At 58.0% G+C, this 17,218-nt stretch carries 12 protein-coding genes; 8 read left to right on the top strand and 4 right to left on the bottom strand.

The features are described from left to right. Positions 1-1,999, top strand: a 1,999-nt coding sequence (gene uvrA / locus ABIL25_04905; protein ID MEO0081617.1) for an excinuclease ABC subunit UvrA, incomplete at its 5' end; no start/stop codon positions are given. A 605-nt stretch (positions 2,000-2,604) separates the two neighbouring features. Here the strand turns inward: uvrA and ABIL25_04910 are convergent. Beyond that, positions 2,605-3,318: a hypothetical protein gene (locus ABIL25_04910; GenBank protein MEO0081618.1), complete on the bottom strand. Its 714-nt coding sequence runs from the start codon at positions 3,316-3,318 to the stop codon at positions 2,605-2,607. Positions 3,319-3,564: 246 nt separating this feature from the next. Next, entirely contained in the window at positions 3,565-3,870 is a 306-nt protein-coding gene (locus ABIL25_04915) for an RNA-binding protein (protein MEO0081619.1), read from the bottom strand. Between the two features lie 511 nt (positions 3,871-4,381). Between ABIL25_04915 and ABIL25_04920 the strand changes: the two genes are divergently transcribed. The 3 genes from ABIL25_04920 (at position 4,382) to gyrB (ending at position 9,744) form a co-directional block, all read left to right on the top strand. Next, complete coding sequence (locus ABIL25_04920; GenBank protein MEO0081620.1) at positions 4,382-5,491, top strand: DNA recombination protein RmuC; 1,110 nt, start codon at positions 4,382-4,384, stop codon at positions 5,489-5,491. Between the two features lie 69 nt (positions 5,492-5,560). After that, positions 5,561-7,777, top strand: a complete 2,217-nt coding sequence (locus ABIL25_04925; GenBank protein MEO0081621.1) for a hypothetical protein — start codon at positions 5,561-5,563, stop codon at positions 7,775-7,777. 74 nt (positions 7,778-7,851) lie between these two features. Further along, the gene (gyrB, locus tag ABIL25_04930; GenBank protein ID MEO0081622.1) at positions 7,852-9,744 is read left to right on the top strand and encodes a DNA topoisomerase (ATP-hydrolyzing) subunit B; all 1,893 of its coding nucleotides are present in this window, start codon (positions 7,852-7,854) and stop codon (positions 9,742-9,744) included. 50 nt (positions 9,745-9,794) lie between these two features. Here gyrB and ABIL25_04935 read toward each other — a convergent pair whose 3' ends face one another. Continuing rightward, positions 9,795-11,033: a type II secretion system F family protein gene (locus ABIL25_04935; protein ID MEO0081623.1), complete on the bottom strand. Its 1,239-nt coding sequence runs from the start codon at positions 11,031-11,033 to the stop codon at positions 9,795-9,797. A 13-nt stretch (positions 11,034-11,046) separates the two neighbouring features. Next, a complete protein-coding gene (locus ABIL25_04940; protein ID MEO0081624.1) occupies positions 11,047-12,633 on the bottom strand; it encodes a GspE/PulE family protein in 1,587 nt (528 codons plus the stop codon). Positions 12,634-13,266: 633 nt separating this feature from the next. Between ABIL25_04940 and ABIL25_04945 the strand changes: the two genes are divergently transcribed. From ABIL25_04945 to ABIL25_04960, 4 genes are read left to right on the top strand one after another with little or no spacing between them, the layout of a single operon-like run. Then, the gene (locus ABIL25_04945; GenBank protein ID MEO0081625.1) at positions 13,267-14,727 is read left to right on the top strand and encodes a trimethylamine methyltransferase family protein; all 1,461 of its coding nucleotides are present in this window, start codon (positions 13,267-13,269) and stop codon (positions 14,725-14,727) included. After that, positions 14,724-15,518: a vitamin B12 dependent-methionine synthase activation domain-containing protein gene (locus ABIL25_04950; GenBank protein ID MEO0081626.1), complete on the top strand. Its 795-nt coding sequence runs from the start codon at positions 14,724-14,726 to the stop codon at positions 15,516-15,518. The genes ABIL25_04945 and ABIL25_04950 overlap by 4 nt, the downstream gene beginning before the upstream one ends. Positions 15,519-15,520: 2 nt before the next feature. Then, entirely contained in the window at positions 15,521-16,156 is a 636-nt protein-coding gene (locus tag ABIL25_04955) for a corrinoid protein (protein MEO0081627.1), read from the top strand. Beyond that, positions 16,153-17,085 carry a homocysteine S-methyltransferase family protein gene (locus tag ABIL25_04960; protein MEO0081628.1) on the top strand — a complete coding sequence of 311 codons (933 nt, stop codon included), beginning with the start codon at positions 16,153-16,155 and terminating at the stop codon, positions 17,083-17,085. Before ABIL25_04955 ends, ABIL25_04960 begins: the two co-directional genes overlap by 4 nt. The last annotated feature ends 133 nt before the right edge of the window (positions 17,086-17,218 follow it).

Here is a 17,218-nt window from a genome sequence, read left to right on the forward strand (position 1 = left end):
GGCCTGCCACGGACTTGGCACCCAGATGGAGGTTGACCCAGACCGTCTTATTGCCGACCCGTCGCTTTCGATTCTCGACGGTGCGCTTGCACCCTGGGGCGAAGCCCGTGAACGCGGGGAATGGCTCAATGCCAAGCTGCGTGCCCTCGCCAGCAAGTACAAGTTCAAGCTTACCACTCCCTGGAAGGACCTGCCAGCCCGCATCCGGAAAATCATCCTCGAAGGTTCGGACGAGACAATGACTATCCGCTACCAGGGTGAGGAGCACGATTGGGTATGGGACTCGACCTACGAAGGCATTGCGCCTTACCTGATGCGCATCCATCACGAGACCGAATCAGATTACCGGCGTGAATGGGTCGAACAGTTCATGTCAATACTACCCTGCCCGGCCTGCAATGGTACGCGGCTCAAACCCGAAGCCCTGGCCGTCCGTATCGCCGGCCGCAACATCGCTCAGGTCGCCTCGATGTCGGTCAAACAGGCGCATGAATACTTCAGTGGCGGGCTGGAACTGAATGACAAGGAAAAAACCATTGCCCGAGAAGTAATCAGAGAACTCGTCAGGCGACTCGGATTCCTCGATACTGTTGGCCTAGGCTACCTCACCCTCGACCGGGCATCAGAAACTCTCGGCGGTGGCGAAGCCCAACGGGTTCGGCTTGCGACCCAGATTGGCTCCGGCCTTGTTGGGGTCTGTTACATTCTCGACGAACCATCGATCGGTCTGCACCAGCGTGACAACCGCCGATTGCTTGCCACACTTGAACGCCTACGCGACTTGGGTAATACCGTGATTGTGGTTGAACATGACGAGGAGACCATCCGTTCTGCCGACTATGTCATTGACCTGGGTCCAGGTGCGGGCGAAAACGGCGGCCGTGTCGTTGCTCAGGGCCGGCCCGAGGACATTGAGGACTGCCCCGAATCGTTGACCGGTGACTACCTTGCCGGTCGGAGAACCATTCCTTTACCGGCCCAGCGTCGCGCCCCCGGTCCGGCCTGGCTCGAAGTCAGCGGCTGCCGGGAAAACAATCTCAAGAACATCACCGTCCGTTTCCCACTTGGATTGTTTGTCTGTGTCACCGGCGTATCCGGCTCAGGCAAGAGCACACTAGTGGCGGACGTCCTGTACCGGGCCCTGGCTCGACATTTCTACGGTGCGCGCAACAAACCCGGTGCCCACGATCACATTACCGGGCTGGAACATATTGACAAGGTGGTCAGTATTGACCAGTCGCCGATTGGTCGCACGCCCCGCTCCAATGCTGCCACCTATACCGGCGCATTCTCACCGATTCGTGATGTCTTCGCCCGGACCAAGGAGGCAAGGATGCGTGGCTACAAGCCTGGCCGGTTCTCGTTCAATGTCCGCGGCGGCCGGTGCGAAGCATGCGGTGGTGACGGTATTATCAAGGTCGAAATGCACTTTCTACCCGACGTCTATGTCACCTGCGATGTGTGCAAGGGCAGACGGTATAACCGCGAAACCCTCGAAGTCCGCTACAAGGGCAAGAATATCAGCGAGGTCCTAGGAATGAGCGTTGACGAAGCAGTGGATTTCTTTGCGAACGTCCCTTTCATCACCCGCAAGCTCAAACTTCTGGCTGACGTCGGGCTGGGCTACATCAAACTCGGGCAGCCCGCACCAACCCTGTCCGGTGGCGAGGCCCAGCGTATCAAGCTGGCAAGGGAGCTATCCAAGATAGCCACTGGCCGCACACTCTACCTCCTCGACGAACCCACCACCGGCCTGCACTTCGAAGACGTCCGGCTGCTTCTCGGCGTCCTCGACCGGCTCGTGGGCCGGGGGAACACCGTAATCGTCATCGAACACAACCTTGAAGTCGTCAAGTGTGCGGACTGGATAATTGACCTCGGACCAGAAGGCGGTGACGAGGGCGGCTTTGTGGTAGCGGCCGGCACGCCCGAACACGTTGTGCAGATTCCGGCTTCGCACACCGGCCGCTTCCTCAAGCGTCTGCTGGTCCGGTCCTGACCCGGCAACTCGGTCCGGCCAAAAGATGCGGTCAAGTCGTGCAGCGTGTCTTACCCAAGCTCTGGTTTGACTTTCCCCGATAGCCAAATCCGAAAGTCTGACCTCGTCCGCCGCGACTGCCACTGTCATCTGCCAAAACAAGCAAGGTTACGACCCGGCCGCCGTCGCTTACCTGCCCTGACTGAACAAAGCAAGGTGGTCTGCCCGACACGACGATTTTCCATTCGGGGTATGACACGGAGCCCGCCGGTAGGTGGCTCTTGGCCGGGCAGAAACTCGATCCCTAAGCTCCCACTTTCACACCGAGCCGAACTGAACTCCAAGCTCCCCCCATGCACGCTACTGTCTTTCGAATCTAAGCCCGTTGCAGACCTATTGACAATACAGGGGCGGTCGGACCGTCAGCCAGCGACCTAGAACTTGTCCTTCCGGTGAAGGAAACATACGGTTATCGAGAACCCGGGTACGACACTGTTCCGGTCGCTCTGCGTCATTACGAACCGACAGACCGACCAGACCGGCGCGGCACACTACGACGCAGCGCCAAAAGGAATCGCCGGAGCCGAACAACGGTGCTCCGGCGATTTACTCTACTGCCGACCAGACTAATTTACGACGACAGTGTCTCTGATGTCAAAAGCCGTTCCATCCCAGGTTCCCTGAAATCGCAGGATGTGGTTACCGGTCGGCATCGGAAGGCCGCCCATGTTCCAGCCGTCAGAATTGTAAACCACACCTGCGGTCTTTGCTCCGGGCTGCCTGTTGTCTTCATATTCGACGCCGGGCTCGTCAGGGAAAACGACCGAAAACCGGGTTAGTGTCAGGTCGTAGTTGAACTGGTAGGTGAAATTCGTGACTGCTCCTCCCTGGGTGCGCGAACCGCTGGTGTTCACCTTCAGTTCCTTGTAGATGAGCATGACGATCTCGCCGACGTCGGTCGTCTTGCCCTTAGTCACCGTGACCTGAGTTCCGCCGTAACCGGGCCGGTAGGTACCGCCGTGGACCCCGACGATGTCCTTGTCACTGAGCACGCCGTCAAGGTTCAAGTCCTTCCAGGCCAGGATGTAGTAGTACCCCTCAATGACGTCGGTAAACTCGAACGGCGAGTTGACCGTGGTATTCTGCTTTGAGGCCACTTCCTTTACCGGCGTGCCAGTGAGGTCGGACTTCTCAAACAGTTGGACCCTGCAATTCTGCACATCGCCCGACTGGCCGGTCTGCAGAATCAACCTTCCTACCAGTTTAGTTGGCTTAGTGCAGCCTCCTACGAATGGCACGATCACTACAAGCAACACGGCCGCTGCAATCCATCTGCGCATGGCGCCTCCTTTGTTTGTTATTTTGTCCAAGATACCGGCTTCGGAGTCCGAGCCGATCGGCCGGGACTCGGTTCGACGCTCGGCAGCTTGCGCGGCTATTGTAGCAGCCTACCTGAGTCCGTCAAGCAGTGCTGCGTGGGAGTCTGTCCGCAGAAGTGCGGAACCTGAGTTCCGGTCTGCACGACTAAGGAGCAGAACAGAAGCAACGGGGCGGCCGTAGGCCGCCCCGGAAGCAGTCTGAGAACCCTACCAGCGATCAGCGGAGTTGCGGTTGCCACCGCGCTGACCGCCACGTCCGCCCTCAGTGCGGGGACGGGCTTCATTGACGGTCAGAGGCCGGTTCTCGAGGTTGTAACCGTTAAGTGCGGCGATGGCGGCGGCAGCTTCTGCGTCCGATGCCATCTCGACAAACGCGAACCCTCGGGAACGGTCGGTGAACTTGTCGCGAACGATGTCTACCGAGGTGACTTCACCATGCTGAGCGAACAGGTCGCGCAACTGGTCCTCGGTCGCGCTGAAGGGAAGATTCCCCACGAACACGCGCTTTGCCATCCTTACATACCTCCGGTCAGTGCCTAGCTTGAGATTCGTTCCAGGGACTACGGTTCAGCCACGCGGTGGCTGCCTCCGCTGCGCTCCGATTCGGGCTGGCAACGCTCACGGACTCATAGACTCCGAACTACCTACAAGCTTTTCCTTCGGGCCTCGAACACCTCGCGGCCGTTCGCCTGGCCCCGGGCAAACGGCGAGAAATCATAGTAACCAGGACCGCCTCGTCAAGAAAAATGTAGCTGACCGGTTCGGAAGTGCAGACTTTGCCGCAACTGGAAGACTGCCACTTTCTAGGCAAACTGCCTTTCTATGAACGTCAAGGCAGTGTGCCTACACTCGACGATGATGAACTGCTGTCTCTGCAGCTATCACGCAAGATGCGAAGACGTAGGGGAATACCCGGGCTGCCCCCAGTGCGAAACGACCGGCTTGACCGGGGCCTCCATTGTCTTATGCTAATGTCTCGGACTGTGCCAATGACTTTGGACAAAACCCCGGTAACCAGCATCGCATGAATTTCGTCCTTCTGGCTTCGGCTGCGGTGTTCGCCCTTGCATTTCTCGTCACGCTCGCGGTCATGGTCAGCCGCAGCCGCCGTACACCAGCCGATACCCAGAGTCTTGCCCTGCTCCAGCAGCAATTCGAAGCCCTTCGTCGAGAAACCCGCGATTCACTGAACCAGAGTGCAGTCCAGCTCAATCAGCACCTTGAGGCACTCGACCGCCGACTGGAGGCAACTACCGGACTTATCGGCCAGCGGCTCGATAGTGCGGTCGGCATCGTGACCAAGGTGTCGGCCGGACTGGGTGAACTGTCCCAAGCATCAAAGCAGATTCTGGACGTCGGCAAGGACATCGCCTCATTACAGGAAATCCTGCGTGCGCCCAAGCTTCGCGGCGAAATCGGCGAGCTATTTCTTGAGGACCTCCTGCGCCAAGTCGTCCCAAATCACTACCAGACTCAGTACAAGTTCCGGTCCGGTGAGAAGGTTGATGCCGTGGTCCGGCTTGGCGGCAAACTCATTCCGATTGACTCGAAGTTCCCGCTGGAGAACTTCAAGCGCATGCTGGCTGCGGCTACGGAATCCGAACGCAGGACTGCCCGGCGACAGTTCGCCGCTGACGTGCGCAAGCACGTGGACACCATCGCGGCAAAGTACATTAGGCCGGACGAGGGCACCTTTGACTTTGCCCTGATGTACATCCTGGCCGAGAATGTGTATTACGAGACAGTCATCCGGCCAGATCCGGACGAGGACAGCATCGGTGCGTACGCGGTAGCGCACCGGGTCGTGCCGGTATCGCCCAATACGCTATATGCCAACCTTCAAACCATCGTGCTGGGCCTGCGCGGATTCCAGATTGAGAAACGGGCCGAGGAAATCCTTAGCCACCTCGGTCGTCTTGAGCAGGATTTTGGCCGATTCCGGACCGAATTCGAAGTACTTGGCAAGCACTTGAAGGATGCGCACAGCCGCTACGACGACGCAGCCCGGCGGCTATCTGCGTTCGGAGAGAAACTGGCCATCAGAGTTGAAACCGACCAGACCGCGTTGCCGGTCGAAGAACGAGTAGTAGACCGGAGACATAAGGATACTACGGAGCAAGATCGAACAGATTGAACCACTGCGACATGAACCGCTCAGAACCGGATCTAGTCAGAAGCCAAGAACTGTGCTGCAGGAGGTAGCATGAAAGCACTCTGCGTCATTGCTTGTCTCGGCATGGTGGCAGGCACCGCGACCGCCCAGAACTGGCAGCAACTCGGCCCCACAGGTGCGACCGTCGCCGCCATGGCCACGGTCCGTAACTTCCCAGACGACGTATTCCTTGTTACCGAAGGCCAGCCGGCACGTATTTACTACACCTCGAACCGCGGTACGAACTGGACTGTGCGCGACACAATTCATGACCGGATTCACGCAATCGCGTCCGACCCGAACCGGTCCCTTACCCTGTACTGCGGCGGCAAGTCGGGCAAGGTGTACCGCACAACCGACTACGGCTATTCCTGGCGCGTACGCGGCTCCCTGGGCGCTGATGCCTGCATCACTCGACTGGCCGTTGTACCGGGCAACTCGGCCACGCTCTGGGCCGCGGCAACACTGATGCTCGGCGATTCGGCCGCCATCGGTGTATTCCGTTCAAACGACTCGGGCGCGACCTGGACCAGATTTCTCCTCGGTACAGGATTCGAGGCAGCGGCAACCCTGCTCGTACTTGACCCGGCCCGGCCCCAACGAGTCTTCTGCGGCGGCACGGTAAACAACACCCCACAACTTTATGCCACCGGCAACTCTGGCGGTAGCTGGTCCAGCATTTCTTCCGGTCTTGGCGGCAGCACGGCGTTCGGCCTTGCAGTCAGCCCAGTAGACAGCGCAGTGCTCGTAACCGGCACCGATGCCGGCATCTACCGTTCGACCAACTCGGGTCAGTCCTGGGCCCTGCGCAAACCGGTCCCGGCCTGGTCCGTCGTGTTCGCACCAGCCTCACCCCACTACGGCTACGCCGGCTCGGACAACCTTGTTTTCCGGTCCAATGATAACGGCCTCAACTGGACTGCGGAGACAACTGATTTCTCTGGCACCCTGACCCGCTGGCTAGAGCCGAATCCCAGCCTACCACTTGAGCTGTATGCGGCCAGCGGTGCCGGCGTGTTTCATACCACAAACGGCGGCTATGTCTGGACCAGGATAGCGTCTAACCTTGCGTGCGTCACCGTACCCTTCCTGTACTATCCCCCGGCGGCCAGTGAGACGATGTACACCTGTCCGCCTGGCTGGGGTATCCTACGAAGTCGTGACCGCGGCTTGACCTGGGAGACGACGCTTGGTCTGTTCCCGGCTAGCGGCATGACGACCGGCCTAGCCATCAACCCACGTTCGCCCGACACTGTTGTCGCCGTCACCGGATTCGACTCGAATCTGCATCTCACGACTGACCGCGGGGATTCCTGGGTTTGCTTCCGCATGGCAGAAAACTTCCGGGCCCGCGGTGTGTGCTATCACCCATTCGGTCCGGACACGCTGTATGCTTGGGGTTCAAGGCGAGTTTCCTCTTCCGATCCAGAACAGTTCAGCATATTGAAGTCCACATCCGCAGGAAAGACTTGGTTCTCCCTGCTAAGCCGGGGTCCGCGCGGGACCTGCGTTGGATTTCAGTTTACTGGTTCGGGCGAAACTCTCTATGCCTGGGGCACGGAGAACAACGCCGCAGCCCTGTACCGCAGCTCTACTCATGGCAACACTTGGGGCCGACTGGATTTCGGAGTTTCGGGCACGCTCATGCGTGATTTCGCCCTGAGTCCGGCTGACACTAACTGCTTCTTCTGCGCAACCGACGCTGGTGTTTTTCGCAGTCTAAACCGGGGCGCGGGCTGGGTGAACTTGGGGCTCGGTCACGTGTCTGCGGTCCTTCCCGGCTCCAATAACATAGACCAAGTGTTCGCCGGCACTGACACCCAAGGTCTATTCTTTACCACCAACCACGGCTTGACTTGGCAACGCGACACGATCGGTTTTTCGAGCCGGACTGTCCTCCTGCTTGAGCGACGCCCCGACGACACCGGTGCTGTCTACTGTGCCGCGGCGGGCTCAAGCCTGCTGGGACGAGGTATCATCGGCATTACCGAACCGGAGACAGAACGACACACGACGAACAACGAACTCACTGTCCAACCTTCTGTGGTACGGACTCGGGCACAAATCGTACTTGCTCCTGGCAAGCAACGCACCCTGGTGGAACTGTACCGAACCAACGGTACTATTGTCCAGAAGATAGCCGACGTCTGCCCCACTCCGGCCCGGTTGATTTGGAGTCGGCCCGAAGAACTTGCCGATGGCGTTTACCTGCTTGTCTGCCAGTCCGGTTCGACTCGCAGCACAAGCAAGCTGGTCGTTACGCGATAGCGAGCAAGTTTTCGGCCTCCTGCCGTAGCATCGGCCCTTGATTTTCCACTCATACCGGGTAAGATACTAACCGTATGGGCGAAGCATACAATGCAGCACAAATCCATGTCCTGAAAGGGCTTGAGGCAGTCCGCCGCAGGCCCGCAATGTACATTGGCGACATCGGCATACGCGGGGTTCATCATCTCGTCTATGAAGTCGTGGACAATGCCATTGACGAGGCATTAGCCGGCTTCTGCGACAAGATTACGGTCACGATTCTGTCCGACAACGAAGTCTCAGTTGAGGACAATGGTCGTGGTATTCCCGTTGACATCCACCCGACTGAAAAGCGATCGGCGCTTGAGGTCGTGCTTACCGTGCTGCACTCCGGTGCCAAGTTCGGCCACAAGGTTTACCAGATCTCTGGTGGACTGCACGGCGTCGGTGTTTCGGTTGTAAATGCTCTCTCCGAGTACCTGAAAGCCGAAGTTTACCGGGATGGAAAGATTCACGAACTCGAGTTCGAGCGGGGCGTAACAAAGGGCAAACTCCGGACGTATGGCAGTGTCAAACACACCGGAACCAAGATTACCTTCAAGCCCGATGAGGAGATATTCAAGAAAGTATCCTTCAAGTACGACATTCTGGCCGCCCGGCTGCGCGAGCTCGCTTATCTGAACTCGGGTCTGAAGATCGTACTCGTTGACGAACGGACCCAGCGGAAGGACGAATTCCAGTTTGCCAATGGTCTGGTCGACTTCGTCTCCTACCTTGACGCTGGCCGAAACCGGCTGCACCGGCCAATCCTGATCGAGGACAAACGAGAGGGAATTGAAGTCGGCTGTGCGTTCGAATACAACGACGGCTACGTCGAGAACATCTTCTCGTTTGCCAACACTATCAACACCCACGAGGGCGGTACCCATCTCTCCGGATTCAAGGCGGCACTCACCCGGACGATAAACGACTACGCCCGCAAGACCCAGTCCCTCAAGGAAGACATTGAACTGTCAGGCGAGGACGTCCGTGAGGGTCTCACTGCGGTCGTATCGGTCAAAATCGGTGATCCACAATTCGAAGGCCAGACCAAGACCAAGCTTGGTAACAGCGAGGCAAAGGGAATTGTCGAGTCCATCGTCAACGAAAAGCTCTCGGCCTATCTGGAAGAGAATCCCAGAGTCGCAAACAAGATCGTTGACAAGGTAGTAGCTGCGGCCCGAGCTCGAGCTGCAGCGCGCAAGGCCCGGGAACTTGCCCGCCGGCGTTCGCTTCTGGAATCCGACACTCTCCCCGGAAAACTCGCTGACTGCTCATCCGAGGACCCGGCCGAGAGCGAACTTTACATCGTCGAAGGCGACTCAGCCGGTGGCTCGGCAAAGCAGGGTCGGGACCGGAGGTTCCAGGCAATACTTCCGCTGCGCGGCAAGATACTGAATGTCGAGAAATCCGGCATCAACCGGGTTCTCTCGAACAGCGAAATCCGGACGATAATCTCAGCCGTGGGTGCTGGAATTGGCGAAGAGGACTTCGATGCAAGCAAAGCGCGCTATCATAAGATTGTCATCATGACCGATGCCGACGTGGATGGCTCTCACATCAGAACCCTGCTGCTGACTTTCTTCTATCGTTTCATGCAGCCACTAATTGACGCCGGCTATGTGTACATCGCGCAGCCGCCGCTGTACCGGGTGAAACTGGGCAAGGTTGAGCAGTACCTGTACTCTGACGAAGAACTCGAGATCTTCGCCAAGAAACAGAAGGGCGCGAAGTTCGAAGTCCAGCGATACAAGGGTCTAGGTGAGATGAACCCAGAGCAGCTCTGGGAAACAACGATGAATCCGGAGCGTCGAACCCTCAAGCGGGTCGGAATGGAGGACGCAATCGAGGCCGAACGCATATTTCAGACCCTGATGGGAGATCAGGTCGAACTTAGACGTCAGTTCATTGAGGAAAATGCCCACGCGGTCGAAAACCTCGACGTATGACCGACCCGCGCTACGATTGACCCAACCGGCAAGACCCGCTGCTGACCGGCCTAGTGAGTGCCGTACCCGCCGCCCGAGCCGAAGCTCGACAGAATCGCCATGTAAGGCATGATGATCGCGATGATCAGGAAGATGGCGCCGACGCCCATGAACAGGATCAATACCGGCTCGATCATGCCCGTGAGGTTCTTCACGGCGTACTCCACCTCGCTGTCGTAGTAGTCCGAAACCTGCTTGAGCATGTCATCCAGCGCGCCCGATTCCTCACCGGTAGCAACCATCTGGATGACCATCGGGGGAAATACGCCGACCTCGCGCATCGGTGCAGCCAGACCGCGGCCCCGGCGGACACTTTCCGCCACCTTCTCGATGGCACCGGCAACGTACGTATTGCCCACTGTCTTCGCAACCAGACTGAGACTGCGCAATATCGGCAGACCGGTCCGGTCAAGAGTCTCGAACATCCGCGCGAACCGTGAGAGAGCAAGTTTGTAGACAATCGGCCCGAAAATCGGAATACGGAGCTTTAGCCGGTCCCACCACAGCCGACCCGCCCCGGTCCGGATGAAAAGATAGAACAGCACCGCTACCCCGGCACCGAGCAAGAAGATGATGTACCAGTAGCGGCCCATGAAGTCGGTCACGGCTATAAGAATCTGAGTCGGCAGCGGCATCTTGCCACCAACCGAGGTCAGTAGCTGCGTGAATTTGGGTAGTACGAAGGTAGCAAGAACGATAACCGCAATGACAAAGAATATCATCAGGATAATGGGGTACCGCATCGCCGACCCGACGTCCGAACGGAGCTTGCGTTCGTGTTCCAGCAACATGGTCAGCCGGTCCAGAATCTCGTCCAGTACACCGCCAGTTTCACCTGCCCAGATCGAGTTCACATAGAGTTCGGAGAAGATACGCGGAAACTTGGCCATTGCTGCTGACAGCGCCGCACCACCCATCAGGTCCTTACGGATGGCATCAAGGGCGCGAGCCAGTGGCTTGGAACGCGTCTGGGCCTGAAGCGCACCTATTGCCGAGAGCATTGGCAATCCGGCGCGATGCAGGGTGACAAACTGCCGTGTGAAGTTGATCAAGTCTACTGGCTTGACACGCTCAAAGTAGCGTGCGAAGTCAAACTGGACCCCGCCGCCGCCCTTCTCCTCACGGATGGTGATAGGAATGTAGCCAAGGGAGTCAAGTTTCTCAACAACGGAGCCGACATCAGTTCCCTCCAGGGTACCGGAGATAACCTGACCCTCCTTATCCCGGACCTTGTACCTGAACAAAGGCATGTTTCCTCCGTTCCTACATAGTTATCTTCTCTGCTTCGCGCATGACTTCTTCGATTGCCGTCACACCAGCCTTGACCTTCTCAATACCATCCTCCCAAAGGGTCTTCATACCGTACTCCCGAGCCAGAGCCCGGACCGCACTCGTCGGCGGCCGGGTAACAACAAGTTCACGAATGCGGTCATTCATCTTCAGCACCTCGAAAATGCCGACCCGGCCGTGGAAACCAGTGTTTCGGCATCGGTCACAGCCCCGACCACGGTAGAACACCGTACCCGGCTCCAACTCAAGTTCCTGAAGCAATGCTGGCGGTGGATCGTAGGCCTCCTTGCATTTGGGGCAGATTTTCCGCACCAGCCGCTGGGCGACCGTACCTTCCATGGCCGACGCAACCAGGAACGGCTCGATGCCCATGTCAATGAGACGGGTTATTGTTCCCGGTGCGTCGTTGGTGTGAATCGTCGAAAAAACCAGCTGGCCAGTCAGTGCAGCGCGGATAGCAACGCCGGCCGTCTCGCCGTCACGGATCTCACCGATCATAATGACGTCCGGGTCCTGGCGCAGAATGTGTTTCAGACCCCGCAGGTAGGTGTAACCAGCCTGTTCGTTGACCATCGACTGACAGATCTTGTCAATGTCGTACTCGACCGGGTCCTCGATCGTGATGATGTTCTTATCTGCGCCGCGGATCTCACCAAGAATGGCGTATACGGTTGTGGACTTGCCGCAGCCGGTCGGACCGGTAATCAGGATAACACCATGGGGCTTGGCGATCATCTCCCGCATCAGCGTCAACCGGTCAGCAACCAGACCGAGTTCGTCAAGCGAGAGCAGGCGCAGCCGGTCCAGAATACGCATGACCACGGTCTCGCCGTAGGTGGTTGGAAAAGTCGAAACCCGGAAGTCAATCTCGCGGCCATCAACGATCGCACCGTACCGGCCATCCTGGGGCACACGTTTCTCGGCGATGTTCATCTTCGACATGATCTTGATGCGGGACACAACCGCAAGCTGAAGCGCCTTCTTGGGCGAAACAATCGGATGCAGGACACCATCAATGCGGAACCGAACAGTCAAACCCTCACGGGTTGGTTCGATGTGAATATCTGAGGCACGCTCGCGTACCGCCCTAATAATCATCTGATTGACCCAGCGCACAACTGGTGCCTCAGACGCCATTTCTTCTATCTTGGTCGGCGAGACACCCTGGTCCGCATCCACACCCTCCTCAACAGGCAGGTCGTCAAGACTGACCATCTCCGGTTCATCCGGCAGGTCAGGTGCGTCCGGGGCCTTGTAGTACTGGTTCAGAGCACTGAAAAGGTCCGACGCCCGACACACCATCGGTTCAACATCCATGCCGGTCATTCGCCGGACCTCGTCAATATTGACGACATCGCCAGGGTCAACAAACGCGACGGCAAGCGTGTTGCCGGAGCGGAACAGCGGTATCAGCTTGTTTTCACGCATGAACTGCTCCGGGAACATCTGCAACACTTCCGAGTCCACCCTAAAACTCGTCAGGTCAACAAACGGCACGCCGTACTTCTGCTCCAGCGCCGTACCAGAATCCTGTTCTTGGGGTGTTGGATTCTCAGCCATTGTCATACCTCCCTAGGAGTTCCCGACCAGCGCCACACGATGCCATGCAACTGGACAAGGCTATGCACTTCTTTCCGATTTGCATCACACCTATTCACCCGGAAATTATAGACCGCCGGCCAATTGTGTCAATCGTCGGGCTACGCCACCTTGGGGCAAATTCGGCCGCTACGAAACCCTTGCCGGGTGCTTTGAGGGACATTTCTATCACGTTATCCGCCGAAACGGCCTGCCGGACCCTATGCGGACCCCAGACGATTCAACCAGCTGTTCATCACCAGGTATGCTGGATGCCTTGGGGTCAAGCCATGTGAGCCGGAGACCGCCTTCGGGCCGGTATCCGACGGACTCGACCTGTGTAATGCGCTGTGTGCCAAGACTGCCAGAAAAGTTGCCAATCACACTATCCCCGTCGTGCCATCTTCACCGGATTGTGTTGACGTGCCGGCATTCCTTTTCTACACTGAACTAGTGTCCAGACACGCAACGCCTACCCCATCACCACACAATGTGGTCGTAGTACTGAAAGCGACGGCCATTCGGCTCACGGAGACCGGCGTAACTCCGCAAGCTCCAGTGGAAGTGGCTCAGGGACGAGACCTATGACTTCTGGCGGAAAGTGTCTGGTTTAGGATGCGGCCCACTGTCTCCTTCCTTTCCGAAGAGCTAAAGCACCAAGTCGTGGCCGAGGCATTCAAGGTCATCGCAAGCCTCGGGGTTGAAATCCACAATGCCGCGCTCGTCGAGATGCTCACCGCCAGCGGCGCACAAGTCGAATCAGGGACAAGACGCATTCTCCTGCCCGAGACATTGGTGCGAAAGGCATTGGAATCAGTGCCCCGCTCATTCAAGCTCTATGACGCGCTCGGGAACCAGACCCATGACTTCACCGGGTTGAATGTCTATTTCACACCCGGCTCAGCTGCGCTCAACATTCTCGACTCGGCGACGGGTGAAATGCGCCGGCCCAAGACTCAGGACTATATCGAGTACGCGAAGGTCGTGTCCGGTCTTGAACACATCGCTGCACAATCAACCGCGATGATTCCGGACGATGTGCCGGAGCAGGTGTCGGATAGCTACCGGCTGTACCTGTCGCTCCTGTACTGCGAAAAGCCGGTCGTCACCGGCTGTTTCACGATTGAGTCATTTCGGGTGATGAAGGAAATGCAGGTTGCGGTAAGGGGATCGGAGCAAGAGCTTTCCACCAAGCCACTCGCCATTTTTTCCTGTTGTCCGACTGCGCCACTGAAGTGGAGCACTGTTACCTCCCAGAATGTTGTAGACTGCGCGCGGTCCCGTATCCCGGTCGAGTTCATCTCAATGCCCCTCTCAGGGTTCATGGCGCCGGTCACGCTTGTTGGTACCCTAGTACAGCACACGGCCGAGACTCTCTCCGGCATCGTCCTGAGCCAGGTCGCAAGTCCGGGTGCTCCGGTACTGTACGGCGGGTCACCAGCAATCTTCGACGTACGTCGGGAGACTACACCGATGGGCGCGATCGAAACCATGATGATTGACTGTGCCTACGCCGAGATTGGCCGATCGCTTGGCCTGCCGACCCAGGCATACATCTCGCTGTCCGATGCCAAGCTCCTTGATGCCCAGGCCGGGTTTGAGACCGGCATCGGCGCAGTCCTGGCTGTGCTGTCAGGCATCAACAGTGTCTCCGGCCCGGGAATGCTCGACTTTGAGAGCTGTCAGAGTCTCGAGAAGCTTGTGCTCGACAACGACATCTGTGGAATGTGCCTCCGGCTTGCAAGAGGCATCGAGCCCAAGGACGACTTACCGACAATCGGACTGTTCGAGGAACTCCTGGCTGAGAAGCATCTGCTCGTATCCAAGCACACCCGGAAGTGGTTGAGGAGCGAACACTTCCTTCCAAGTCCGGTGATTGACCGCTCAAACCGAGGTCGGTGGCAGGAGGAAGGCAGGGTGACGCTTGTTGAACGGGCCCGACGCGAAAAGGACAGGCTTGTTGCGGCATGGCGGCCTCCGCGGCTCTCCGAAGATGTGAAACGAGAACTCATGCGGCTGATGACCAGTGAGGCGAAAACGTACGGGATGGACCGGCTGCCCGAGCTTGTTGCGTGAGAACAGTTGTCCGGTTCAAGCCTGAGCAGTGCTTGCCCAATGTCCGAGATGTGTTTGCGGCCGAAGGCATGTCTGGAATCGGCCCAACATCAACCGAAGTCACTGAACTTGTCGAGGAAGCGCGGGCGTTGTTCAGACGTCTGGCCACACCAGTAGGTGTATACGCTGACATCGCGAAACAGGAATTTGACAAGGTCTTCTTGGGTGAGGGACGCAACGCCGCAGACGCGGTGTTGACGACAATCTATCCCCGGGCCACGCACCTCGCACTATTTGCTGGAACGGTCGGCGCCAGCCTGAGTGACGAAATCAGACTCCGATTTGAACGCCACGACTACGCACTCGCATACGTGCTTGATGCTACGGCCTCGGCCGGCACTGAGCGACTGGCCGACCTGCTCCAAGAGTCGTATCGAGTGGGAATCGGAAACCAACGGTCCGAACTTGGAGATTCGGCGGTATGTAATCGGCAACCGGGAATTGTTCTCCGCTACAGCCCAGGCTACTGCGGCTGGCATGTGAGCGGTCAGCGTAGGCTCTTTGGATTCTTGCTGCCGGAAGAAATCGGCATCACTCTTCGGGAGAGTTTCCTGATGGAACCTCTGAAGTCAGTGTCGGGGGTGTTCGTGTGCGGTCCGGCAGAGATCCACCGGTTCGAAGCTGGGTTCAGCTACTGCGCTGAATGTCGGGACCCGGGCTGCCGCAAGCGGATTGCGGCGCTCGACGAACAGAAACAATCTGACAAACCCGTCAAGAGCATGGATAATCCAGAACTAGTCAACCGGGAGTAACAATGGAATTACTGAACCAGATTGCCGCCAGTTTGCGAGAGGGTGCAGAGGAACGCGTCGCCGAACTGACACGTGAAGCGGTCGCGTCCGGACGTACAGCAAAGGAAATACTGGATATGGGTCTGATTGCCGGAATGAACGAAGTCGGCGAGCTTTTCCGGAAGCAGGAGATTTTCCTGCCGGACGTTCTACTTGCAGCCCGCGCAATGTACGCAGGCCTGGAAGTCATCAAACCGTTGATGCTTGAGCAGAAAGTCGAGCCGCTGGGCAGAGTCGTCATTGGCACAGTGCAGGGAGACTTGCACGACATCGGCAAGAATCTTGTCGGCATCATGCTCAGGGGAGCGGGTTTCGACGTGATTGACCTTGGCAACGACGTCGCACCGGAGCGGTTTATCGCGGCCGCAGAGCAATGGGACTGCCGGGTTATCGGCATGTCCGCACTACTGACAACCACAATGCCAATGATGAAGCGGACATGCGAGTTGCTGCGAACCCGGGGATTGCACGGTCGGGTCAAGACAATCATCGGCGGTGCGCCGGTGACGGCCGAATACGCTAGTCAGATTGGCGCGGATGCCTATGCCTTTGACGCCGCGGCTGCAGTTGAAACCGTGAAGCGGCTAGTCGGCCGATGAGACCTCTGCGCGAACGCATCGCCGCAGGCGAGACCATTCTCGCAGACGGTGCGCTGGGTTCACTTCTAATCGAGCGCGGACTACAGCCCGGGCAAGCGCCTGAGGAGTTCTGTCTTACACAGCCCGGACTACTCAAGGAGATCGTCCGGCTGTATCAGGACGCGGGTGCGGAGGTCTTCCAGGCTAATACTTTTGGCGCTTCGCCCCTGAAGCTGACTCGACACGGACTTGCGGACCGGGCCGCGGAAATCAATCGCCAGGCTGTAGCGATAGTGCGCGAGGTAGTTCGCGGGAATGGCTATGTCTGGGCCTCAGTCGGGCCGAGCGGCCAGCTGCTCAAGCCATACGGCGATACCGAGCCGGGGACCGTGCTCGAGAACTACACTGTTCAGGCCCGGGCTCTTGCTGAAGCCAAACCGGACCTGATTGCGGTCGAGACAATGACCGACCTTGCCGAAGCGGTGCTGGCAGTAAGAGCCGTGCGGCAGGCAAACCCGGACATGTTGCTTGTGGCAACGATGACATTCGAAAGGTCCAAGAGAGGCTTTTTCACGATAATGGGCAACTCGATTCCTCAGACGGCCCAGTCGCTGGTTGAGGCTGGCGCTGACCTTGTCGGTTCAAACTGCGGTAACGGCATCGAGAAAATGGTCGAAATTGCGCGCGAGTTTCGCCGGGTCACAGACAGGCCGCTGGTGATTAGACCTAACGCAGGCCTGCCGGACATCACCGAGGGTCAGCCCGTGTACCCGGAAACCCCGGAATTCATGGCCACGTGTGTCCCGGAACTGCTCGAAACCAAGCTTGGTATCCTCGGCGGTTGCTGCGGTACGACTCCGGCTCACATCCGAGAGTTCCGTCATGTCCTTGATGCACGGCGCTGCGGGCCGGGTAGTGAAAGAACGAAGGCATCAGAGATTCAGAGCTAGCAACAGGGTGAGGAGAACCCGGGACTGCGGCCTGAACCTTAGTATCGTCTTCCTAGCGAGCACAAGAAATCAGCCAGGTTGCAGAGTAAAGCAGATACTGCCAATTATCTTCGCTGCTTCTACGCCTATCCCT

This window comes from candidate division WOR-3 bacterium, from assembly GCA_039801365.1.
GTDB lineage: Bacteria > Hydrothermota > Tepidihabitantia > Tepidihabitantales > Tepidihabitantaceae > JBDRUN01.